General features: G+C 40.2%; 16 protein-coding genes and 1 riboswitch. Of the genes, 5 read left to right on the top strand and 11 right to left on the bottom strand.

Annotated features, from left to right (window positions below; all coding sequences use genetic code 11):
- Window positions 1–170: 170 nt before the first annotated feature.
- Together BSAG_RS17375 and BSAG_RS17380 are read left to right on the top strand one after the other, a co-directional pair.
- Window positions 171–1,457, top strand: a complete 1,287-nt coding sequence (locus tag BSAG_RS17375; RefSeq protein WP_004315248.1) for an O-acetylhomoserine aminocarboxypropyltransferase/cysteine synthase family protein — start codon at window positions 171–173, stop codon at window positions 1,455–1,457.
- A 68-nt stretch (window positions 1,458–1,525) separates the two neighbouring features.
- Complete coding sequence (locus BSAG_RS17380) at window positions 1,526–1,765, top strand: hypothetical protein (protein ID WP_004306417.1); 240 nt, start codon at window positions 1,526–1,528, stop codon at window positions 1,763–1,765.
- 106 nt (window positions 1,766–1,871) lie between these two features.
- Here BSAG_RS17380 and BSAG_RS17385 read toward each other — a convergent pair whose 3' ends face one another.
- From BSAG_RS17385 to BSAG_RS17425, 9 genes are all read right to left on the bottom strand, one after another.
- Entirely contained in the window at window positions 1,872–2,777 is a 906-nt protein-coding gene (locus BSAG_RS17385; protein ID WP_004315249.1) for a mechanosensitive ion channel family protein, read from the bottom strand.
- Window positions 2,778–2,930: 153 nt separating this feature from the next.
- A complete protein-coding gene (locus BSAG_RS17390; RefSeq protein WP_004315250.1) occupies window positions 2,931–5,471 on the bottom strand; it encodes a zinc-dependent metalloprotease in 2,541 nt (846 codons plus the stop codon).
- Window positions 5,472–5,475: 4 nt separating this feature from the next.
- Complete coding sequence (locus BSAG_RS17395) at window positions 5,476–8,052, bottom strand: zinc-dependent metalloprotease (RefSeq protein WP_008025245.1); 2,577 nt, start codon at window positions 8,050–8,052, stop codon at window positions 5,476–5,478.
- 12 nt (window positions 8,053–8,064) lie between these two features.
- Window positions 8,065–9,546 carry a PKD-like family lipoprotein gene (locus tag BSAG_RS17400; RefSeq protein ID WP_004315252.1) on the bottom strand — a complete coding sequence of 494 codons (1,482 nt, stop codon included), beginning with the start codon at window positions 9,544–9,546 and terminating at the stop codon, window positions 8,065–8,067.
- 18 nt (window positions 9,547–9,564) lie between these two features.
- Complete coding sequence (locus BSAG_RS17405) at window positions 9,565–10,257, bottom strand: DUF4843 domain-containing protein (RefSeq protein WP_008770671.1); 693 nt, start codon at window positions 10,255–10,257, stop codon at window positions 9,565–9,567.
- Between the two features lie 18 nt (window positions 10,258–10,275).
- The gene (locus BSAG_RS17410; RefSeq protein ID WP_004315254.1) at window positions 10,276–11,748 is read right to left on the bottom strand and encodes a RagB/SusD family nutrient uptake outer membrane protein; all 1,473 of its coding nucleotides are present in this window, start codon (window positions 11,746–11,748) and stop codon (window positions 10,276–10,278) included.
- An 11-nt stretch (window positions 11,749–11,759) separates the two neighbouring features.
- Window positions 11,760–15,137, bottom strand: a complete 3,378-nt coding sequence (locus BSAG_RS17415; protein WP_004315255.1) for a SusC/RagA family TonB-linked outer membrane protein — start codon at window positions 15,135–15,137, stop codon at window positions 11,760–11,762.
- Window positions 15,138–15,171: 34 nt separating this feature from the next.
- Window positions 15,172–16,338, bottom strand: a complete 1,167-nt coding sequence (locus BSAG_RS17420) for a FecR family protein (RefSeq protein WP_004315256.1) — start codon at window positions 16,336–16,338, stop codon at window positions 15,172–15,174.
- A gap of 114 nt (window positions 16,339–16,452) precedes the next feature.
- Window positions 16,453–17,073 carry an RNA polymerase sigma factor gene (locus BSAG_RS17425; RefSeq protein ID WP_008020090.1) on the bottom strand — a complete coding sequence of 207 codons (621 nt, stop codon included), beginning with the start codon at window positions 17,071–17,073 and terminating at the stop codon, window positions 16,453–16,455.
- A gap of 44 nt (window positions 17,074–17,117) precedes the next feature.
- Window positions 17,118–17,214: riboswitch (TPP riboswitch) on the top strand.
- Between BSAG_RS17425 and BSAG_RS17430 the strand changes: the two genes are divergently transcribed.
- The 3 genes from BSAG_RS17430 to BSAG_RS17440 are packed head-to-tail and all read left to right on the top strand — an operon-like array spanning window position 17,215 to window position 20,708.
- Window positions 17,215–19,464 carry a TonB-dependent receptor gene (locus tag BSAG_RS17430; RefSeq protein WP_008770668.1) on the top strand — a complete coding sequence of 750 codons (2,250 nt, stop codon included), beginning with the start codon at window positions 17,215–17,217 and terminating at the stop codon, window positions 19,462–19,464.
- A 12-nt stretch (window positions 19,465–19,476) separates the two neighbouring features.
- Entirely contained in the window at window positions 19,477–20,085 is a 609-nt protein-coding gene (pnuC, locus tag BSAG_RS17435) for a nicotinamide riboside transporter PnuC (RefSeq protein WP_004315259.1), read from the top strand.
- Window positions 20,082–20,708, top strand: a complete 627-nt coding sequence (locus BSAG_RS17440) for a thiamine diphosphokinase (RefSeq protein ID WP_004315260.1) — start codon at window positions 20,082–20,084, stop codon at window positions 20,706–20,708. Before pnuC ends, BSAG_RS17440 begins: the two co-directional genes overlap by 4 nt.
- Before the next feature lie 172 nt (window positions 20,709–20,880).
- Here BSAG_RS17440 and thrC read toward each other — a convergent pair whose 3' ends face one another.
- Together thrC and BSAG_RS17450 are read right to left on the bottom strand one after the other, a co-directional pair.
- The gene (gene thrC / locus BSAG_RS17445; RefSeq protein ID WP_004315261.1) at window positions 20,881–22,182 is read right to left on the bottom strand and encodes a threonine synthase; all 1,302 of its coding nucleotides are present in this window, start codon (window positions 22,180–22,182) and stop codon (window positions 20,881–20,883) included.
- 127 nt (window positions 22,183–22,309) lie between these two features.
- Entirely contained in the window at window positions 22,310–23,518 is a 1,209-nt protein-coding gene (locus BSAG_RS17450; protein WP_004315262.1) for a cofactor-independent phosphoglycerate mutase, read from the bottom strand.
- Between the last annotated feature and the right edge of the window lie 86 nt (window positions 23,519–23,604).

Raw genomic sequence — 23,604 nt, 5'->3', positions numbered from 1 at the left:
ATATTCTTCTAAAAGGTGATTTTCAGGAATAACGCAGTTACATTATTCCATATAACGGCACAAAAATAGCATTATTTTCTATATTTTACCTATATCTTGTTCGATATATCTACATCTCATAACTTTGCAAGAAAATAAAGGAAGAATATAAACTTAAAAAACATACGATTATGGCAACAAAGAAATTACACTTCGAGACTTTACAGGTTCATGTAGGACAAGAACAAGCAGACCCGGCAACAGATGCCCGCGCAGTACCTATTTACCAGACCACCTCTTATGTATTTCACAACTCCGCCCATGCAGCCGCACGCTTCGGCTTGCAGGACCCGGGAAACATCTACGGCCGTCTGACCAACTCCACTCAAGGAGTCTTTGAACAACGCGTAGCCGCCCTTGAAGGAGGAGTAGCAGGGCTGGCAGTCGCTTCGGGTGCCGCTGCCATCACTTACGCTTTCGAGAATATCACTCGTGCAGGCGATCATATTGTAGCAGCCAAAACCATTTACGGAGGAAGTTATAACCTACTGGCACATACCTTGCCCAGCTATGGTATCACAACAACATTCGTTGATCCAAGCGATTTGTCGAACTTCGAAAAAGCTATTCAGGAAAATACAAAAGCCGTATTTATCGAAACTTTGGGAAATCCAAATTCAAATATCATTGATATAGAAGCAGTGGCAGAAATAGCCCACCGCCACAAAATACCTTTGATTATTGATAACACATTCGGAACTCCGTATTTAACCCGCCCCATCGAACACGGAGCAGATATCGTAGTACATTCCGCAACAAAGTTCATTGGCGGACACGGTTCTTCATTGGGAGGAGTTATTGTAGATTCAGGTAAATTCGACTGGGTAGCTTCCGGCAAATTCCCACAACTGACCGAACCCGATCCATGCTATCATGGCGTACGCTTCGTCGATGCAGCCGGTCCGGCTGCCTACGCAATCCGCATCCGTGCCATTTTGCTGCGCGACACAGGAGCTACCATCAGCCCATTCAACGCTTTTATCCTGCTACAAGGTCTGGAAACTCTTTCCTTACGTGTAGAGCGTCATGTAGAAAATGCATTGAAGGTAGTGAATTTCTTAAACAATCATCCAAAAGTGAAGAAAGTGAATCACCCGTCATTATCCAACCATCCCGACCATGCACTGTATCAACGTTATTTCCCGAACGGTGCCGGTTCTATCTTTACTTTCGAGGTAAAAGGCGGACAAGAAGAGGCACACCGTTTCATCGACAGTCTGGAGATTTTCTCCCTGCTAGCCAATGTGGCTGACGTGAAATCATTGGTGATCCACCCGGCGAGCACTACCCATTCGCAGCTCAATGCACAGGAGCTAGCCGAACAGGAAATTTATCCGGGCACCGTACGTCTATCCATTGGAACAGAACATATCGATGACCTAATTGCTGATTTGGATCAGGCACTTACCAAAATCTAACATTCAATCATTGAACTTTCCATGACTGCAAGATGTTATACCTATATAACATTAAAAACATTGCAGTCATGGAAAAATATTTAATACACAGCAACGAACTGCATCTGATAGACGCAGAGAAAATCCATCAAGCTGTAGAAAAGATGGTGGAATCACTCGATTTAGCCGCTGGCTCAACTACGAACTTCGATCTCTATCAGGTTGTGGAAAACTACTTTAAAGATCTTGAGAAAAGAAGAAAGATCAATCATGTACTGGGGATCAAAGAAGATAGATATGAACTAGCCGAAGATTTCGGCATTAAATAAAAGAAAGAAATTTATTCAATCACACCAGACAAGTTTATCCAAAAACGAGGGAGTTACACTCAATGTGAAACTCCCTCGTTTTTTTGGAATAATCGGCGTATCATAATTAATTTCCCTGATGTACTGTAAGTTGCGGGAAAGGGAAGTTGATACCTTTTTCATTGAAGGTTTCGTAAATCGCTTTATTTATATCGAAATAAACACCCCAGTAATCTCCGCTATTTACCCATACACGTGCCACTACATTCACACTGCTGGCGTCCAGCGCATGAAGAGCCACAAAGGGAGCAGGTTCTTTCAGGATACGTTGATCAACAGCAAGAATATCATAAACGATTTTCTGCACTTTCTCATAATCTTCTCCATAATCTACCCCAACAATCCATTCCACGCGACGAGTCACCTGATTACTATAGTTAGTTACCACTCCACTACTCATTGCACCATTCGGCACGTAAATCACTTTATTATCTGCAGTAGTCAAAATAGTATGAAAAATCTGTATTTCTTTCACTGTACCAGAAACTCCCTGACTTTCTATCCAATCTCCCACTTTATATGGCTTAAACAACAACACAATCAAACCTCCCGCAAAATTCTGTAAATTACCGGATAAAGCCATACCGACAGCAACACCGGCAGAAGCCAACAAAGCAGCAAACGAAGTTGTTTCAACTCCAAGAGCACCTACTACAGAAATGATTAACAGTACAGTCAACGTAATATTCACCAAGCTTTTTACAAAAGTCTTGATACTTATATCCACTTTTCTTTTATCCATCAAACGCCCGACAAACTTATTAAGCATAGAGATAAGGAAACGTCCGACGATAAAGACAATGACCGCAATCAGTATACGTTCTCCGGCACGAATACCAAAGTCTATCAGTTGTTGAGTAATCAGCGAAAGTTTATCTAAGCCGTCAGCATTGGCAATCGCCTCTTTTATTAATTCATCTGCAGCCACTTGCACAGAGTCCGCAGCTTGTGTTGCTTGCAATAATAGTAGCATAATTAAAATGTATATTAAATGAATAAATTGTTGTTTTGTTATTTCAACAATTTACAAAGTTATATTGTTTCTCGTAAATAAAAAAGTTTTTTAATAATCGAGATTATTATTCCTTTTATTTCCTACACTTTATTGCATACAACTTCATTTATATCAGTTATCATCTAAGATCTGATTTATTTTGTAAATCAAAAAACCATAATATTCCTTCATGTCCGGAGAAGCAGATGAAATACGGCTACTCAAAAGATTTCTTATTTTTAATAGCATATCCCAATAAACTGAGGCGTCTTGATGTGAGTTCACTGGTACTATATCCTGCGCCTGCCAACCCATTACGAAAGAATTAGCCTCATTAAAAATATCCATTTTAAAACTATCTCCCCGTAAAGCTTGCTGACGTCCGGCATTCTTAGCCGTACCTCCACCCATATTTTTCGATATATTCTTTACTAAATAATCAATAAAGGCATTTTGATACAGCATCTCCGTATTCGTCAGTACTCTGTTTTGCAACACTCCTTTCCAAACAATAGAATGAATATCATCCATATAGTTTTTTACAGAGTATTCTCCGTCGGATTTCTCCGAGCATAATGCCACATAACGGATTCTGTCGAATAATAACTGAAAAATGTATTTGCGTGTCTTATCTACGATCAAATCCTGTAATTCCAAACTGGATTTAACTTCAGCATTTGTCAGCCAGTCCAAATCCATCGACATTTTCACCAGATAATTCAATGCTTTCTGTTGCATTTCCTTAGATACCGGAAAGCTTATTCCTTCCTTTCCTTCATCCAGATAAAGTCCACCTATCCAGAATGATAATTCCATTGCTCTATTGGTAAATAGCTTTATCAAACTTGCATATAGTTCTGCACGCCGACTTATATCATAATCCTCTTTTGCATACCACTTCATAAAGTTTGCAATTGAAATTTTCAAATTTTGAATCTGATAATCTGCTGCTTTAAACGGATCATCACCGAGATCCCAATATAATGCAGTCGGATCATATAGGGCATAAAACTCCTGTCTTGGCCCATAATGATACTCATGAGCAGTATAAGCATCTTCTACCCATTTATTTAAAGTAACGAGTTCCTTCTCCGGCTTATCAGCAACAACAGGAGCATACAAATAACGAATTGGGAAATAGTCATACGGACCAATTCCCGGTTGCACTAACACAGCACCCTTTTCAACATCCTCCGGCTGGGCAATATAATTACACATTATGTTATCCATAACAGAAGCAGTCAATCCGTGCTGACGCGTAAATTCAGCACTTCGGAGCGAGTCTACCGGGTAATGATAAGAAGCCCCCATATTATCTGTAAGTCCCAAACAACGACCTACTTGCTGTGCAATACCGACTTTTAACAATTCTCCCATCTGCTTTTCCGAAAGTGTCAATGTTCTGGCCGTCGGATCAGAAGCCATAGTCTGCGTACAACGACCGCTATATAACAAAGAAAGAAAATTATGATGGATGTAAACTGAAGCATTCAGTATTTCGCCGGTACGAGGGTCTGTGTGCATAGAAGTCTGTGCCATATACATCCAATCCGGTGCATAACAAATAGAAGAATGACGGATGTTGGAAGAAGAAAAGTCTGTTCCTTTCGGCCATTCTTTAGCCTGAACAGCATTTAAATAGCCAATCTTCTCAAAACTTTTATTCCATTCTTCTACTCCTTCCTTGATATAAGGTTTCCAAGAATCCGGCATTAACGTATCGATATAAAATACTATCGGCTTTTTAGGTTCTACCTTTTCTCCCCTTTTAAACGCAGCTTTGTCCGAAGGCTCCAAACGCCAACGTTTTACTAAATGAGTGCTTTTCAAAGGAGACATCTCATCTACATACTGCTTACGGACTAGAAATGCCGTATTCACTTTTTGATTAGCATATCGGATATCCATCGGCGTTTCCGGAAGTAATACCAACATTCGTGCTGCAGTAACCGTCACCGGTACATTTCGTTGCATAGTAATTGTTCCGAAAGCAGTATAATCCACATCATATCCCAATACACAGGTTACCGAAATATTATCCGGATAACTATGAATATCCTTTAAAAAAGAACGTGAAGTGTCACATCTGAATTTCCGGGTTACCATTCCATACATTGAATTAGGTGCATAAGACGAAAAAGGATTCGAGTAATCCGAATGTTCCAAAAATAAAGGAGCCAGGTTAACCAGAACCGAAGAACTGTCTTTTGCAAAAGCTTCTATCTTAAAAGATTTATAGACACCTCCCGAAGCAGACTTCAACAAAGAAGATGCTACTCCTTCTTTTCCCGTTTCCTCACGCATTAAAGGTTGGTTAGTCATCATTCTTGCTTCCAACTTTTTGCCATTTCTCACAAAACGGAACATGACTTCCGGAGAAGTGAACTGCCCGACTACTCCTTCTCCATTGTCACTGATATTAATAATCGAAGAGGCTAAAAGCATTTCTTTCTCCAATAACCTGACTGGAAACTCTACCAGAACTTTATCTTTAGTCCGGTGCATGATCATTAACCCCGTCGAATCAGAAGCAACACAATCTTTTAAATGATTCTCATATCCTTTGATTTCCGTTTTTGCCGACTTCTCCTTTTTTTTACGTGCACAAGCATCCTGTACAGTAAAGAGCAACAATAGAGACAACAAAGAGAAATATATAATTTTCCTATTCATACACCTATTTTAAAGATTGAGATATTTTATAAACCAACAGACGATAATGAGTGCGATTCTCATCACTACCGGCAGACATTCGATTTTTAGCCAACCGCTCAATCTTCCGTAACATAGAATAATAATGATGTTCCATCGACTCTACAGGGATAGTAACAGAAACAGTATCTTCAAATCCCATAACTTCTTTAGGATCATTGAAATGATTCAATGGTCCATCATACAAATAAGTGGGAGCAACAATACCTTCAGGCAAAGGTATTCGTTCATCCGTCAACATTCTCCCTGATGTTCCGGCAGCACTTCCTTTCTTGACTGTTTTGATTCCATTCATTAAATAGGATACGAACTTTAGCTGCATATTTTTCTCAGAAGCCGAAAGTACATTTTTTTTATCCGGGACCATAAACATATAATAGTATAGATCATCCATATAATCCAGCTGCGTATAAGGATTCTGCTCCATCTTATCCCCACAAATTGCCACCGAAGGGAAACGTTTTAGCACATAGTCAATAATCAGGTTCTCTATCACACTGCTCAAATTCGAATGAAGAGGCAATATTTTTTGTAGAGCCGGTTCATCTATCCATGAACAATCAAGAGCCTGCTCCCAAAGAAATTTTAACGACTCCCTCTGCTTCTCCTTTGTCACAGGAACGTATGAAGGGAACGGATCGCCTTCATAATGTTCATTTACATAAATACCGCCAATATTAAATAATACATTATTAATATAACGTATATACTGACCGATAATCTCGTTATAAATTTCTTTTCGGAAGTCACCTTCTACATCGTCTTTAATCCACTCGTTCATCTGAGACAAAATATATTTCAGATTCATGACTCCGTAAGAGGAAGCTTTCACCGGATCGTCCCCCAGATCTTCTTCAAAAGAACTTGGGTCGATACGAGTACGAATCTGTTGTCTGCCATAACGATAGGCCGGGTCGGGCAACTTCTCACTAATCCATTGCCTCAAAATAGGAATTTCTTCCTCACTGGATTTGGCTGACATAATAGGAGAATATAACCACTTTACTGAAAAATAATCATATATCCCCAAATCAGGAGGGGTCAAACGAACTCCTTTTTCTTTATCTCCCGGTTGTGCCACATAATTATTGCGTGCATAGTCCATAATTGAATAAGTAGTTCCATACTTATTGGTAAAAGAGGCAGAGCGTAATGAATCCACAGGAATCGAAGAAGACGCGGCCATGTTATGCATAAAAGCAAACGTATGTCCTACTTCGTGAGCCACCACATAACTGATACAATCACCCAATATATCTGTAGGAAGTTGTTTCCGGCGAACATCCGTGTCCGCCTGTGCCGTCTGTACAAAACGCCAGTTACGTACCAGCCCTACTAAATTATGGTACAAATAAACAGATGCATTCAAAATTTCCCCCGTACGCGGATCACTCCAAGAAGGTCCCATAGCATTGGCTATAAAAGAAGGAGAATATCTCACACAACTATATTTTATATTATCCGGATCAAATTCAGGGTCATCTAATGGAAAGTCTTTCACACAAATTGCATTCTTAAAACCGATCTTCTCAAAAGCATCATTCCATCTTAAAATTCCACGACGAATATATTTTTTCCAAAAATTAGGGAAAGCATTGTCTATATAATATATAATCGGCTTCTTAGGTTCCACCAATTCCCCTTTCTCATATTTTTCTGCATCTACAGGCTCTAAACGCCATCTTAATGCATAATAAACATTCTCAACGCGTTGACTCTCATTGCTGAATTTAACTTTAGGAGTATAAAAGATATTGATACGAGAATCCGCATAACGAGGACGCATCGGTTTCTCCGGCAGTAAAATAATACTACGTGTCAACACCGCTGTAAAAGGCATCTGCTTAATATATGTCACTCCCATACTCGATACAGTAACATTGTAAGTCAAAGAAGAACGAATACTTAAATTATCATCGAATGATTTGATTGACATAATAGATGAATCCTCCTTTCTGAACTCCTTGCTGACAGTGTATGCTGCCATAATAGGAGAAAATGGGGAAAAGGGATTCATATTGTCCCGATTTGCCAATAAAAAATCTGTCATATCAAAAACCACAGCTGTACTGTCCGGTGAATATGCTTTTATATTAAAGTTCTTCAGAATTGCCGGTCGGGTACTTTCTGATATTCTCTGCTGTAGATTGCTATCATGTGACATATAATCATCAGATACTTCACATAAGCTAATCAACGAGTCTGTTTTTATAAATGTAATATGCAAAGGAGCATACGGTTTTTCACCAACACTTCCAAAACGATTATCTGTAGTCTCACTAATAGTAGAGCCTAACAACATATCCTTTTCCAACAAATTCAAAGGTAATTCAAAATAGACGCGGTCATCCATTTTATGAAGTGTTATCATACCTTTTACTGTTTCACACTTTTTGCCACGAAACAGTTTCTCATAAGGAGTAGCTTTCTTCACCTGTTCCGATTTTGCCTTTTTCTTTTTCCAAGGAAACTTAGCATGCCCTTCATTAGAAAACATAACTAACAACGAAAGACCCACTAGAGTCAATAAACGTATTTTCATTTGAATAAATTATTAACGATACATTTTTGACGGACTTCCATAACGGTAAATCACGTCTACCACTTCTCCAATATTATTTACTTCGTGAAGTTTCTTTGCTTCACCACCCATAATAGTCGATTCATCTACAGCGTATACGACAAAACCGTCCTTCATTCCAACTCCTAAAGTCATACTTTCATAATTCAATTGAAGATCTGTAATTTCACTATTACAAATAGTATAAGGTATTACACGCTGAGTACTTTTCTCATAATAATACAATTCATTATTAATGGCTCCACCTGAAAAGAACAAATAACTTCCTGAAGCATCCTTTGAACAATAAAACTTAGATTTATCTGTCAAATAGTCGCCACCGTCAGAGAAACTAAAATCTGTTTCATTCTTTATTATTACCTTACCCTGCCAATCATATTCCAAATCGAATGTCTTCACCGAATAGTTTCCATCCGCATCTTGCAACACTAATACATAACCACAAAGATAATCCGTATAAGGATCTGGAAGATAAGCATCTGCATATATTAACTTTTTACCTTCCAATCCATTGATCGGAACATCATCTATTGCACCCGTATAGTAACTATAAAGGCTACTCAAACTGAGGAAACGATGATTCTTCTCATCATACATCAATACATGTCGTGTTTTATAAAAATTGGCTTGTACCATTCGTGTTATTTTCATTCCCATGTTATAATGCACGGGAATACTACTGTAAGGTGCCGAATGGAACCCCGCATTATCAGGATTCTTCAACAAACGAATATATATTTGTCCGTTAGCTGTCAACAGAACATCTGTATAATAAAGATAAGCAGCATCTGTCACAACAAAATCTTCAGGCACTCCTTCGGTAAATTCCTGTGTAGTATATAAAACTTTCATCATCGAATTCCCCTCCAATTCCAATGGACCTTTTGCATCCTGATTGACAACCAGAATTTCCGGATTAGTTTTCTTACCGGAATAATGTTCTACTAATTTATATGGTTGACTGCCTAGTTCCTCGCCATTTACCTTCTCATAAATATTTAAATAATCCACATACTCATCATTATCGTCACGAACTTGTGTTAATATAGCCTTATGATTCAAATCTGACAAAATAGCCCATCCTGTTTTATAAGAAGATTTAGCTACCAGTTGCAGATTTTTCATTGTTCTAATCTTACTGTCTTTATGGATGACTGAGTACAAAACATAATAAGTAATAGCTTCTTTGGGTACAAATGAGAGTATCTGTTCGTTACACACAACCTCACCATTTAGCTCCCATTCAAATTCATAATTAGAGACATCATCTCCCTCGCTAAAAGACAGATTAGGTTCAATATGCGTTTCTTCTCCAATGACCCCGTCATATATAGACTCACTAAAAGTTATCTTCACCGTGGGAGTTTGTAAGTAGTCATAAGAGCCTTTATCATCTACACAAGAGTAAAAGGTCATCAACCCACTCAATAAATAAATAAGATATCTTGCTTTCATAATCATATCGTTTTTAAATTATCCTACTACCGGAACAGACATATACGATCCATCTTCATCCTGCACCGGATTTCCCTCATCTTCTTTTTTTATGAGATAGTACTTGAACTGGCGAGCCAAAGACCATCTTTCAGATTCTGACAGCTCCGTCAGATCTCCCACTCCTGTAACTTCCATGAAAAGCCTGAACTTAGTTTCTGTATATTTTCCTAATAAGCTTTCTGTTACAACATCATCCCACCAAAGAGGTTGAGATATTAAAGAGCTAAAACGAACGACTTTACGAGTATATATATTTTGTCCGGGTTTTAAAACATCATTCTCCACAATGTCAATCACAAGCCGGACTTCTTTTGTATCCAACAATGCCGTTTTCTTCAACAAAAAATACCCAGTTTCTTCCAAAACATCTTTCCGAAAAACCATCTCATTCTCCAATTCATACGAATCCGGTTCAGCTGTTGTCAGTTCCTTATTAACCCTCAGACTAACATAAGCATCATTTGCCAACGGTAATCCTATCAATCGCATATTGAGAGGTACCTTTATTTCCTCTTGTGTCCCATAGAAGAAAAAAGAATAAGTCAAGGAATCTTTATACTCTTCCACAAACTGCACATAGTTACCGGAATCCCATATCCGGATTTCGTCCTTTTCACAAGCAACCAACAAAAAGAAGGTTGCTATCAATAATGAATATATCTTTTTCATTTTGTTTATCTCCATAAATTAATAGATTATCTCACTTTCCGGTATCGGCATTACATATCTGCCATCCATTTGTATTACTTGTGTTCCCGTGGTGACAGGCATATTCCAGCGTTTAAAGAAATAAAACATCTGTCCCTCCGCCAAGAATTCTTTCTTGTATTCTGCTACCAACTCATTATAATAGTCTTTCGATGCTGTGCCTGAAATATCTCGTTTCGCTCCACGTGCTTTTCTAACTACCGACAAATAAGAGAGAGCCTCCGACAGGCTTGTCTTAGAACTAGCCTCACTCAAGATATAATACATTTCACTTAACCGAATCATCGGTATCAGCTTATACTGAATGGTGACACTCTGGTTCGTTGAATTCGTATTTATCCATTTCATTGATGTTTTACCAGTTTTACCGTCAGAGGTCGCTAAAGAAGTACGATAGTCGTCCGCATCCAGTTCAAACAAAGCATCGTAATTCTTCAGAGTCATTAATAAACTATTATTAGCAGATTTAAAATTATCAATACGCTCCAATAACTCCCGGTCGTAAAAAGCCAGGAATGTGTCTTCATACAATTTGACATATTTATATTTATCCGTAGCTTTCGCATAATCGTAAGGATCTGTAAAATAAAACCATTTTCGACGAGTTACGAAATCATCTATTACATGCTTGGCATACTTAGCAGCATTGTTCCAATCATTATCATACAAATATACACGAGCTAAAAGCGCATTAATAGCCACATAATTCATACGAATTCCTCTTTGACCAAAAAAGTCACCACCTGTAGCCTTATTCGTACCTCCCATCCGGTAATCCGGCATTGCCATTGTTGACGTATTGACAATCGTATCATGCTTTGCAACCAGCTGACGAGCCTCAAGTAAATCTTCTTCTACTTTCTTCAGTATTTCCTTTGTTGAAAGATTCGGTTCATATTTAGATGGATATACAGTAAAGTATGGAATCCGCTTGCTTTCATCACCGGACTCTACCGAAGGAGCAAATAAACGTAAAATGTCAAAATGCATCATGGCTCGCAATGCTTTAGCCTCCCCGATAATCAGATTCCTTTCAAGTGCTCCCTCACGAAAAGCAGTCGAATCTTTTGCTTCTGCTTCTGATATCAACTTATTGCAATTAGCAATTACATTATATCCTTTTGACCAAACTGATTCCAGCACCGCTTTGATCTCCGTTTCTCCGTATTCATATTCCATAGCGCTACCATATGCTTTAGATTTGGCGATATCGTTATCTGCATATGTTTGAGAAAGAACACTGGCAAGCCCCCAAGACAACTCGCGCCCATACAGTTCGGAAGACGACATAGCAATATAAATTCCGTTTAACGCATTTCTGAATCCATCTCCACTTTCAAACAATTTCTCGCTTGATACCTGATCAGAAGGATCAATATCCAGCCAATCATTACAAGCGCTTAATGACAGCAACAAGGTAACACCTATTATAGCAAAATTATATTTTTTCATATCCGTTGTTTTTAGAAACCTAAATTTAAAGAGAAAGTAAATGTACGTGCATAAGGATAAGAGAGACCTCTTTCTTGATGAATAGAAGAAATACGAGCAATATTATTCATATTAAATTGTACACGCAACATACTGAGATTGATAGGAGCAAGCAACTTATTGCTAAACTCATAGGCCAAAGTAAATGAATTAAATTCGAGTGTATTATTATCCTGCACGAAACGAGAAGTCGGTCGTGTCGTTTGGTAACGGTCTTTTATTGATTTCAGCATAGTTACATCTCCCGGCTGTTTCCATCTGTCAGTCAATACCCGTTTATCTGCATTGACTTCGTAAATATTCACATTTTCGACCTTGTTTACCAACGTGCTATTATACAGCTGCCCGCCACATTCGTATTTGAAAGTAGCATACATAGTGAATTGCTTATAACGTAGATTTACACCAAAAGCTCCTTGTGCAGTAGGTTCCGTATCGCCTATGATCACCTGATCCGATGAATTCCAATCGGAAGTAATTGTTCCATCTTTCTTCAGAAAAGTCTCTTGACCATCCGAAGGATTAATACCTAATGACTGCATTCCCCAAATGGAAGTCAACGAACCGCCCTCTGTATATTTCATAAAAGGTTTACTATACTTAGAATCCTGCATGGTACCTATATTCTTATCATAATCGGCAAAGTATGTGTCTACACGATCATTATAAGCCTTTAATGATTCTGAGATCTTTAATATTTTATTCTTATTATGTGCCAGGTTACCAAACAAAGTTACTGTCCAATCTCTATTTTTGAATACATCGGCTCTGATATCCAACTCAATACCACGATTCTGTACCTCTCCGAGATTATCACGATATACGGTGAAACCTGTTGATGAAGGAAGAGTAACATCCGTAATCAAATCGACCGTTTTCTTGTTATACCAAGAGAATCTGAATAAAACCGCATCGTTGAGCAATGATATATCCGTACCGATATCAAAAGTGTTAGTACGTTCCCATTTCAAGTTTTCATTCCCCATGTAATAAAGTAATACACCGGCTCCGGTTCCATATTTATCCGATAAGATCTGATAAGTGTTCTTTGCTGCATAAGCCGGAAAATTGACTTTACCAATCTGACCATAAGAACCGCGAATCTTGAATTGGCTAAATAATGTCTGCTGTTTCATAAACGGATAATTATGAATATTCAATCCGGCTCCAAACGACCAGAAAGGAGCGAATTTCTTTTTCGAGCCAAATTCCGAAGAACCATCCATACGGAAAGAGGCATCCATCAGATAAATGTTATCATACGTATAGTTGGTAGAAAGGAATGTACCCATTAATCGGGTATGATTATCCGAAAACGAAGGCTTGGTAGCGATTTCATCCGCATAATTCGGAGAGTCCAGCTTACCGGAAGGAAATCCACGATACAGCGCACTCTCCGATTCATCCTTGGTTTCACGTATATTCAAACCTAAAGAAAAATTCATGTGATTACGGTTTACTGTCTGTACATAATTTGCCAATAAGTTAGCATTCCAATAAATACTTTGCGAACGGCCGGACAATAATTCTCCTTTAGGATCACTATCCGCATAATTGACATATTTACCGCTTCCCGGATCTGTAAATTGCCTGGATTCATCATCACGTTTTGTTACGGAGAACTGTGCTTTCAACTGAAAGACATCCGCCAGATGATAATTTAGGCTTAGGTTGTTAGTCAAGTCCGTATAAGACGAACGATCATAACTGCTCAACATGGTAGCATCATACAAAGGATTACGGAGATTCGAAGTTCCCGTATGCCAAGTAGTCAGATATTCCACGTAATTACCTTCTTCATCTTTAAATGAGTCATAGGGTTGCCTGGAAGTATAATCAGAAAAAGTCCCATACGGAGAATTCTCCGACTTTACAGAGTTGAATGTCACATAATTCTTGATTTGCAGATTGTTAATACGATAATCGATGTAAAATCCTCCTCCCGCACGCTTTCGATATGAACCTTTCATTACTCCATTCTGAATGTCATAGTTCATCTCAGCACCGAAACGGATATCATTAACGCCTCCCTCTATATAAAGACTGTGTTTGTGATTAAAACCGTTTCGTAACGGCTGTGCAATCCAATCGGTATCAATACCCTTTAATATATTATTCTGTTTTGCCAGATACTCTTTCTGTAAGTTCAGGGCTGTACTGGGCGAGTCGCTTTCATAAAGTCCGGCCAGACGTTCAGCCTCAAGTTTCTCACTGGCATTCATCAGATTATAGTCAGATATGTCCGGAGCTGTGAGTTCTGCAGAGAAATTATAGTTCACACGCAATCTGCCGGGAACCGGTGCTTTCGTTTCAATCACAATCACCCCATTTGCCGCACGTGAACCATATATGGCAGTAGCGGCCGCATCTTTTAAAATCGTAATCCGTTCTATACGGTTAGGGTCAAAGTCATACACTTTCGACACAGATACCTCAAAACCATCCATAATAAAAATAGGAGTGTTCGGATTATTTGAAAGAGCGGATTGGGAAACTGCATCCTTATCCAATTCCATGACTCCGACACCGGAACGTCCACGGATATAAAACTCCGGCAAACTATTGGGATCTGACCCCATTTCATTATTAACCGCTATCCGTAAAGAAGGATCGTACACTTGCAATACATCAATCATATTACGTGTAGACACTTTCAATAAGTCATCTTTTGTGACGGTTACCGCATTTCCGGTAAAACTTGTACGTTTCACACTCGAATAACCATTCACGACCACTTCATTCAAACTATTCGAGTTTTCTTCCAAAAAGATCTGTAAAGGTTTATTAGCAACGACCTTTACAGATTTGTTCTTGTAGCCTATATATGATGCAACAACCTCCTTTGTATCTGCCGGAACTTCCAATGAGAAATCTCCATCCAAAGTAGCCGCTGTCCCCACCGTGCGCTTATCATTCTTCATAATAAAAACGGTAGCTCCTGCTAACGGAGATCCATCTTTACTATCCATTACTTTTCCTGTAAGTTTGATCTTCTTCTCCTTTTTTCTCAGATGGATAACAAATACTCCGTTTTGTTTTTGGGCAACCAAGTTAGTACCACTTAAACAAGCAGTTAATGCAACTTCCGGTGTCACATTATCCACGTTTACCGTAATATCAGTTACTGACTTCACATCTTCATCACTATACATGAGATTCAGATTTGATTGCCGTTTAATCTCATTAATGGCCTCAAGCAAGGATACATGATTCAAATGTAAACTAACAGAGTGTTCCTGCGCCAAAATTGGAAAGGTCGTAAACAGCAACCAGCATGCAAATGCCATTCTTAACGCTATCGCCTGTATAACTGCCAGACTATAGCCTGTTTTAGAAAGCTCTTTCATCATTAAAAATTAAAGTTAGTATTTATATTCATGAAGTTTAATCGATATAAACAGTACGCCCTTTGACAGAGAAACTCACTTTTTCTGTAAGTTCTATCATACGTACAAAGTCTACAAAATCTTTAGAACGCGGCAACTCTCCGCTGAACAGTGTATGCCTTCTTTCTTCTGAAACCCATACTATCCGGATGTCATACCAGCGTGCTGCTTCTTCCATAATCTGTTCCAAAGTAGAACTGCGGAAAACAAACATATCATCCTTCCAGGATACGACTTCCTGTACATTGGCAGTTACTACATCTATCTCTTGATTGTCTGTAACAACAGCAGTCTCACCCGGATGAAGCTCTATAATATCCTCTGTTTCATGGGATGAAACCAACACTTTTCCCTGTACCAGTGTGGTTACCAACTTCTTTTCTTCCCGGTAACTCCTCAGATTAAAAGAAGTACCTTTTACCTCCACCCGGCCATAATCGGTTTCAATAATAAACGGCCAACTATCGTGATGCGACACCTCAAAATACATTTCTCCGCTTGCTTTCACAATTCGTTGATCAGAAGCAAAAGCAGATGGATAGTATAACTCCGAATCAGAATTTACCCAAACTTTAGTTCCATCGCAAAGAGTTATGTCATACTTACCATTTCTTGGAACAAACAGTTTATTTTTCCTCTTTGTATCTGTTCCTTTTTTATTGTCAAGAATATGAATACCTGCTTCATCTCTAATAGCATAATTTTCTCCTACCAATGCCAGACGTATACGGGAGTTCAAATAATATTCGCTCCCATCAACCAAAGATAGTATAGCTTTGGAGTCTCCCGCTCTAATAGCGGTCAGATCATCTTGATACTCGAATTGATGAACATCAGATTGAATAATCCAAAGAGCACCTGCAGACAATAGCAAGGCAAAAACGGCAGCACAAGAAACGACCTTTACTAATAATGCCCGTTTCTTCTTTTTGGCAATGCCAGTCTTAATACTTTTCCAGATTCTTTCCGAGCTTTCATATTCTTTTTCTTTCACGATAGACCGTGCTCTAAAATACTCAGCATCCTGATATTTCTGATATAATCTCCGGTTTCTGTCTGAAGCATTACGCCATACATCTAATTCATTGCGTTCCTCTTCAGATTCTTTTCCTTTAATAGATTTTACGATTAGCGCAGCAATGCGATAAATGTCATTATATCCCATAATCTTGTCGTTATTTACTTAAAGACACACGAGCTGGAGAAATTAGTCGCTTCGTGGTTACTTTTTTTTCAAGAAATTATTCTTTTGTCAGTTACCCGGCCCAAAAGTTATGATTTAGATAAGAACAACCAGACTGTATGCCCGACATGAAAGTTTCTTTTTCAAGCTACTCTTAGCTCGTTTCTTGTACGCATTTACCGCATTCCGAGTAACTCCCATTATTTGCGCTATTTCATCTGCATGTTTGCCCTCCAGACTAAGTTCGATCACTTTACGATAAGATTCCGGGAGTTCTGTTATCGCTTTACTCAACTCAATAAAAACTTCTTCATCCAGCATGACTTCTTCAAAAGCCTCATCCGTGATTTTCTCAATGCAGCGCTGCTCCATTGCCTGCGAACGAATATAATTAAAGCAACCATACTTTACTGCTGAATAAAGATAATCTTTCACTGATTCAATCTTATCCAACTCCTTCCGCTTCTCCCATAATTTTAGAAACACATCTTGAATAATGTCTTCAGCAGCTGTACGAGGAACAAAATGACTAGCTACAACTAAGAGGGAAAGATGGTATCTTTCAAAAAGAAGTTCGAAGTTTTCTTCATTCTTCTTATTTTTTCCCCACTCAATTGGTTGGATAATCATAGGCTTATAATAAAACGAAGGAATAGTAATTAGTTCCAAATATATCTTATGGCTGGACAAAGTTATACTATTTTTCCAATAAAACATATATTTTTTGTTTTCTTCGGGCAAAAACCGTATTTTTGTAACCGATTCACTGGTAGGGGTGCCTTAACATGACGGGCTGAGAACATACCCATAGAATCTGATCCGGGTAATGCCGGCGTAGAGAACTAATTAGTAAGCAAGATGAAAAAAATTGTATGGATGGCCATCGCCTTATCGGGCGTAGGCATCACTGTTCATGCACAGACGAGTGTAAAGGATAGTATGAGAGTAGTAAACCTGCAAGAAGTGCAGGTAGTATCCACGCGTGCCACCGCCAAAACTCCCGTAGCATTCACCAATATAGGCATAGCGGAATTGAAGAAGGTTAACTTCGGACAGGACATCCCTTATCTGTTAAGCATGACTCCTTCTACGCTGACCACATCGGATGCAGGAGCAGGTATCGGCTACACGACTCTTCGCGTGCGCGGAACCGACGGTACACGTATCAACATCACGGTAAACGGCATACCGATGAACGATGCTGAAAGCCATAATCTGTTCTGGGTAAATATGCCCGACTTTTCTTCCTCCGTAAAAGATATGCAAGTGCAACGCGGCGCAGGTACGTCTACCAACGGGGCAGGTGCCTTCGGAGCCAGCGTTAATATGCAGACTGAAGGTGCATCCATGAAGCCGTATGCCGAATTCAACGGTTCATACGGTTCATTCAACACGCACAAGGAAACGGTGAAAGTGGGAACCGGTTTGCTCAATAATCATTGGACGTTTGACGCCCGTCTTTCCAACATCGGTACGGACGGATACATAGACCGCGCTTCGGTAGACCTAAATTCATACTACCTGCAAGGAGGCTACTTTGCAGAAAACACATCTGTGAAGCTGATTGCATTTGCCGGAAAAGAAAAGACATATCACGCCTGGGGATACGCAACCAAAAAGGAAATGGAGGATTTCGGCAGACGCTACAACCCCTGTGGCGAGATGTACACCGACGCCAACGGCAACAAGCATTTTTATGACGACCAAACGGATAATTATCTGCAAAAGAATTATCAACTTCTCTTCAATCATACTTTCTCGACAGCCTGGAATTTGAACGTTGCCTTGCATTATACCAAAGGCGACGGCTATTACGAAGAGTACAAAGACGGAAGATCTCTTATAGAATATGGCCTGAAACCATTCACAATTGATGGAACCGAAATAACCAAAAGTGATTTAGTCCGTCAGAAGAAAATGGACAACAAATTCGGCGGCGGCGTTTTTTCTCTCAATTATACAGTCAACAGGCTGAATGCGTCTCTAGGAGGTGGTTTGAATCAATACCGGGGCAATAACTTCGGAAGAGTTCCTTGGGTGAAGAATTATGTGGGCACTCTATCTCCCGACCATGAATATTACCGCAATAAATCCAAAAAGACCGATGGCAATATTTATCTGAAAGCAAACTACGATCTTACCAGAGGATTAAGCGCGTATGCCGATCTTCAGTATCGACACATCGACTATACCATTGACGGCAACAATGATAAATATGACTGGAGCAAAAATGCCCTGCGTCCACTGGCAGTAGACAAGAAGTTCGATTTCTTTAACCCGAAAGTCGGATTAAACTGGAACATCACGTCCAACCATCGCGTTTATGCCTCTTTCTCGGTTGCTCAAAAGGAACCGACCAGAAACAATTATACGGATGGCGATCCGGATTCGTATCCCAAAGCAGAAAAATTACTCGACTATGAAGCGGGATATACTTTCGCCAACCAATGGCTGACAGCAGGTGCAAACTTCTACTACATGGATTATACCGACCAACTGGTTCTGACCGGAGCTTTAAATGACATCGGTGAAGCACTGACCGAAAACGTGCCGGACAGTTATCGTATGGGAGTCGAGCTAATGCTGGGAATCAAACCGTGTAAATGGTTTCAATGGGATATAAACGCTACATGGAGCAAAAACCGCATCCAGGATTTTGTAGAAAGCCTGCCGGGCTACCATTATAATGAAAACGGCAGTTCTACTTCCCTCCCGACTGTTCAGATCAAGCATAAAGACACTCACATCGCTTTCTCACCTGACTTTCTATTTAATAACCGTTTCTCATTCAATTATAAGGGATTCGAAGCGGCTCTGCAATCGCAGTTCGTAAGCAAGCAGTATATGACAAATGCGGAAGTAGAAGAATTGACTCTTGATAAATATTTTGTCAGTAACCTCAATCTGGCGTACTCCTTCCGTCCCAAGAAGGTGTTGAAAGAAGTCACGGTAGGGTTCACTGTGTACAATCTGTTTAATGAAAAATATGAAAACAACGGTTGGGCCTCGAGCGACTACACCGATACGGTGGAGAATCGGGGAAACTATGCCGGATATGCAGCGCAGGCAGGAACAAACGTTATGGGACATGTTTCTTTCCGCTTTTAATACCACAGGGCTATGGAATTGAATTTTCTGGAAATATTCGGTACGATTGTCGGGCTAGTCTACCTTTGGTTGGAGTACCGGGCAAGTATCTACCTTTGGATAGCAGGTATCGTGATGCCTGCCATCTATATCTTCGTATATTACAAAGCAGGACTGTATGCCGATTTCGGTATCAATATCTACTATCTGATAGCTGCCATCTATGGTTGGTTCTTCTGGATGTGGGGACACAGAAAGAAAAAAAGTCAGCAGTCAGCAGATGCTTCAATCGGTGACAAACCCAAAGACCTTCCTATCGTGCATACTCCATGGAAATGTTACTTACCTCTTTTTCTGGTATTTATTGTTGCATTTATCGGCATTGCGTGGATACTGATCGAATATACGGACAGCAACGTGCCCTGGCTGGATAGTTTTACTACGGCATTGAGCATTGTCGGCATGTGGATGCTGGCGCGTAAATACGTCGAGCAATGGTTTGCCTGGATTCTTGTGGATATTGTCTGCTGCGGACTTTATATCTATAAAGACCTTTATTTTACTTCTGCTTTATACGGACTTTACTCCATTATAGCTATCTTTGGCTACTTTAAATGGAAAAAATTAATGAGCGTACAATGATAAGTGAACACTATACTCCCGAAGCCGTCATACTTGCCAACGGCGAATATCCTACGCATGTGCTTCCCCTGAAAATACTGGAAGAGGCTAAATTCGTGGTTTGTTGCGATGGAGCAGCCAACGAATATATCTTACGTGGACATACTCCCGATATTATTATTGGCGACGGAGACTCTCTTTCGCCGGAAAACAAAACACGCTTTTCGGACATTATTCACCATATTGCCGATCAGGAAACAAACGACCAAACCAAGGCTGTCCACTTCCTGCAAGAAAAAGGCTACCAGAGAATAGCCATCGTCGGTGCTACCGGAAAACGGGAAGACCACACATTAGGAAATATCAGTTTGCTGCTGGATTATATGAAAAGCGGTATGGAAGTACGAACCGTTACGGATTACGGAGTATTTATTCCGGCAAGCGGCACGCAGACTTTCGTTTCTCACACAGGCCAGCAAATTTCCATTATCAATTTCGGAGCGAAAGGATTGAAAGGGGAAGGATTGGTTTATCCGCTTAGCGACTTTACGAATTGGTGGCAAGGAACTCTTAATGAAGCTACAAGCAATCGTTTTACCATTCAATGCACGGGAGAGTATTTAGTGTTTCTAGCTTCTATGTAAACCGATATTAATTCTCAAACATTCTCATCACTATGAGAAAAAATTCTCACTGCGACGAGAAAAAATACTCATAGTAATGAGAACTTTTTCTCATTGCGGTGAGAATCTTTCTTTCATTTCAATAGACTGTCAACGCCTCATAGATCACTGTATAACAACCTATTAAGACCGACTACAATGAAAGTAAATAGCTCTTGAAATCTGCAAATTCTTTCGTCATTTGCAAACTCTTCTTCTCGCCTTTCATAAATTCCTGCAATTTGGCAGGTATCTCTACTGATTCACCGATAATGCTTTCCACTGTTTCAAGGAACTTGGCCGGATGAGCCGTTTCAAGGAATACACCCGTTTCGCCTTCTTTCAAGCCTTCTACCAATGCACGGTATCCGCAAGCTCCGTGAGGATCGAGGAGATAATGATGTTCTTTCCAAGTTTCTTTCACCGTTTCACGGATCTGTTCGTCGGTATAAGTTGTTCCTGAAATTTCGGCAGAGATAGCAGCGTGCGAACCATTATACAAATCAAGTACACGGGCAAAGTTGCTAGGATCTCCCACGTCCATAGCGTTAGCAATTGTTGCAATAGACGGACGGGGATTGTATTTACCTGTTTGCAGATATTGATAGAAAATATCGTTGCGGTTGTTGGCAGCAATGAAACGCTTCACGGGCAATCCCATTTTCTTTCCGAACAGTCCTGCGGTGATATTTCCGAAGTTTCCGCTAGGTACACAGATGACGGCGTTATCCGCTTTTCCGACACGCTTCAGTTGAGCGTATGCATAGAAATAATAAAATGCTTGCGGCAGGAAACGGGCTACATTGATGGAATTGGCAGAAGTCAATGATAGATGTTCATTCAGCTCCTTATCCATGAAAGCAGCTTTTACCAATGCCTGGCAATCATCAAACGTTCCGTCCACTTCGAGCGCAGTGATGTTCTGTCCCAGTGTAGTGAATTGTTTCTCCTGTATTTCGCTGACTTTTCCTTTCGGATAGAGCACATATACATGAATACCGTCCACACCCAAAAAGCCGTTAGCCACAGCACTTCCCGTATCACCGGAAGTGGCTACCAGTACATTCACATTCTTCTGACCTTCCTTCTTAATAAAGTATCCCAGCAGACGCGCCATGAAACGACCGCCTACATCTTTGAAGGCCAGTGTCGGTCCGTGGAAAAGTTCGAGCGAGTAGATGTTATCCGCTACTTTCACCAAAGGTACATCAAAACTTAAGGTATCATATACAATCTGTTTCAGGGTGTCGGCAGGAATATCCTCACCGAAAAAAGCATCGGCTACACGATAAGCTATTTCCTGAAAAGACAACGTATCAATCGTATCGTAAAACTCTTGTGGAAGAGGCTTGATAGACATAGGCATAAACAACCCTTTATCGGCTGCAAGACCTTTTACAACTGCTTCCTGTAGAGAAGCCACCGGCGCTTGTTTATTCGTACTATAATATTTCATGGGATGATATTTTTAGTGCTCACCACAGATTACACAGATTTACACAGATATTTTCTCTATTATTACATAATACAAAAGTCTCTTATCACTTTAAATCTGTGCGAATCTGTGTAATCTGCGGTGAACATTATTTCATAAATTCTTTAATAAACTCGTCTTCTTTCAACACACCGTAACTACCATTGCAGGCAGATACTTCGTCGTAAGTTTGCACCTCGTCCGGCTCAATTCCCGGATACCAAATAAGGAACGGGATAGGATCGGAAGTGTGCGTGCGAAGTTCGCAGGGAGTAGGATGGTCAGGCAATACGGCTATTGCTACCGGTTCATCCCAATCTTTCACTGCTTCGTAGATAGGTCCTACGGCACGTTTATCCAGATTCTCGATAGTGAGAAGTTTCAAGTCGATGTCTCCTTCGTGTCCGGCCTCATCGCTGGCTTCGATATGAAGATAGACAAAGTCATCGGTTTTCAAGGCTTCCAATGCAGCAGCCACTTTATTTTCATAATTCGTATTATACAGGCCGGTTGCCCCTTCTACCACAATACGACGTAATCCGGCATAATAACCGATTCCATTTATCAGATCGACAGCCGAAATCACCGCACCTTTTTTCACTTGCGGGAAAGTTTCGGAGAAAGTAGTCATCTGCGGACGATAACCGGGGCTCCAGGGCCAAATACTATTGGCGGGGTCTTTGCCTTCAGCTATGCGTTTCAGGTTCAACGGATGATTCTTCAACAGTTCCTGTGATTTTAGAATCAGGTCGTTAATCAGGTCTGCCGTTTCTTGTGCTTCCGGGGTCAATGGTTTCACCATCAATGGGCGGAAAGGTTTCAAAGGAACATCGTGCGGAGGAGTACAGTCCAGTTCTTTATTTCCTCCCTTGATAACCAATAGATGACGGTACTGGACTCCTGTGTGGAACCGTACGCGGTCATTGCCCAGTTTCTCTTGCAGGTATTGAATCAATACGTCCGCTTCTTCTGTAGATATGTGTCCGGAGGAGTGATTCTTCAGAATTTCTCCTTCCACACAAATCAGATTACAACGCATTGCCATCTCGCCCGGTTTCAAATCCACGCCGATACTGGCAGCTTCCAGCGGTCCACGACCTTCGTACACTTTCGGAAGATTATATCCCAACACTGACATGTTGGCTACTTCACTACCCGGATGGAAACCTTCCGCCACGGTAATCAGGCGGCCGTTACGCCCCATTCGGGCTAACTGATCCATATATGGCGTCTTCGCATATTGCAGGAGCGTCTTGTCCCCTAATGACTTCACTGGCCAGTCGGCCATTCCGTCTCCCAATATAATGATATGCTTCATTTCTTTTGAAAATTAAGAATGAAGAATGATGAATGAAGAATTGGCTGCACCATTACGCTGCATAGTAATTCTTCATTCTTCATTTT

It is taken from the genome of Bacteroides sp. D1, from assembly GCF_000157095.2.
GTDB classification, from domain to species: Bacteria; Bacteroidota; Bacteroidia; order Bacteroidales; family Bacteroidaceae; genus Bacteroides; species Bacteroides xylanisolvens.
This window is presented reverse-complemented; position numbering and strand designations above follow the sequence as displayed.

Excerpts from the sequence above, each read along its gene's own strand:
- BSAG_RS17375 (WP_004315248.1), top strand. The coding sequence starts at position 171 with ATGGCAACAAAGAAATTACACTTCGAGACTTTACAGGTTCATGTAGGA.
- BSAG_RS17380 (WP_004306417.1), top strand. The coding sequence starts at position 1,526 with ATGGAAAAATATTTAATACACAGCAACGAACTGCATCTGATAGACGCA.
- BSAG_RS17385 (WP_004315249.1), bottom strand. The coding sequence starts at position 2,777 with ATGCTACTATTATTGCAAGCAACACAAGCTGCGGACTCTGTGCAAGTG.
- BSAG_RS17390 (WP_004315250.1), bottom strand. The coding sequence starts at position 5,471 with ATGAATAGGAAAATTATATATTTCTCTTTGTTGTCTCTATTGTTGCTC.
- BSAG_RS17395 (WP_008025245.1), bottom strand. The coding sequence starts at position 8,052 with ATGAAAATACGTTTATTGACTCTAGTGGGTCTTTCGTTGTTAGTTATG.
- BSAG_RS17400 (WP_004315252.1), bottom strand. The coding sequence starts at position 9,546 with ATGAAAGCAAGATATCTTATTTATTTATTGAGTGGGTTGATGACCTTT.
- BSAG_RS17405 (WP_008770671.1), bottom strand. The coding sequence starts at position 10,257 with ATGAAAAAGATATATTCATTATTGATAGCAACCTTCTTTTTGTTGGTT.
- BSAG_RS17410 (WP_004315254.1), bottom strand. The coding sequence starts at position 11,748 with ATGAAAAAATATAATTTTGCTATAATAGGTGTTACCTTGTTGCTGTCA.
- BSAG_RS17415 (WP_004315255.1), bottom strand. The coding sequence starts at position 15,137 with ATGATGAAAGAGCTTTCTAAAACAGGCTATAGTCTGGCAGTTATACAG.
- BSAG_RS17420 (WP_004315256.1), bottom strand. The coding sequence starts at position 16,338 with ATGGGATATAATGACATTTATCGCATTGCTGCGCTAATCGTAAAATCT.
- BSAG_RS17425 (WP_008020090.1), bottom strand. The coding sequence starts at position 17,073 with ATGTTTTATTGGAAAAATAGTATAACTTTGTCCAGCCATAAGATATAT.
- BSAG_RS17430 (WP_008770668.1), top strand. The coding sequence starts at position 17,215 with ATGAAAAAAATTGTATGGATGGCCATCGCCTTATCGGGCGTAGGCATC.
- pnuC (WP_004315259.1), top strand. The coding sequence starts at position 19,477 with ATGGAATTGAATTTTCTGGAAATATTCGGTACGATTGTCGGGCTAGTC.
- BSAG_RS17440 (WP_004315260.1), top strand. The coding sequence starts at position 20,082 with ATGATAAGTGAACACTATACTCCCGAAGCCGTCATACTTGCCAACGGC.
- thrC (WP_004315261.1), bottom strand. The coding sequence starts at position 22,182 with ATGAAATATTATAGTACGAATAAACAAGCGCCGGTGGCTTCTCTACAG.
- BSAG_RS17450 (WP_004315262.1), bottom strand. The coding sequence starts at position 23,518 with ATGAAGCATATCATTATATTGGGAGACGGAATGGCCGACTGGCCAGTG.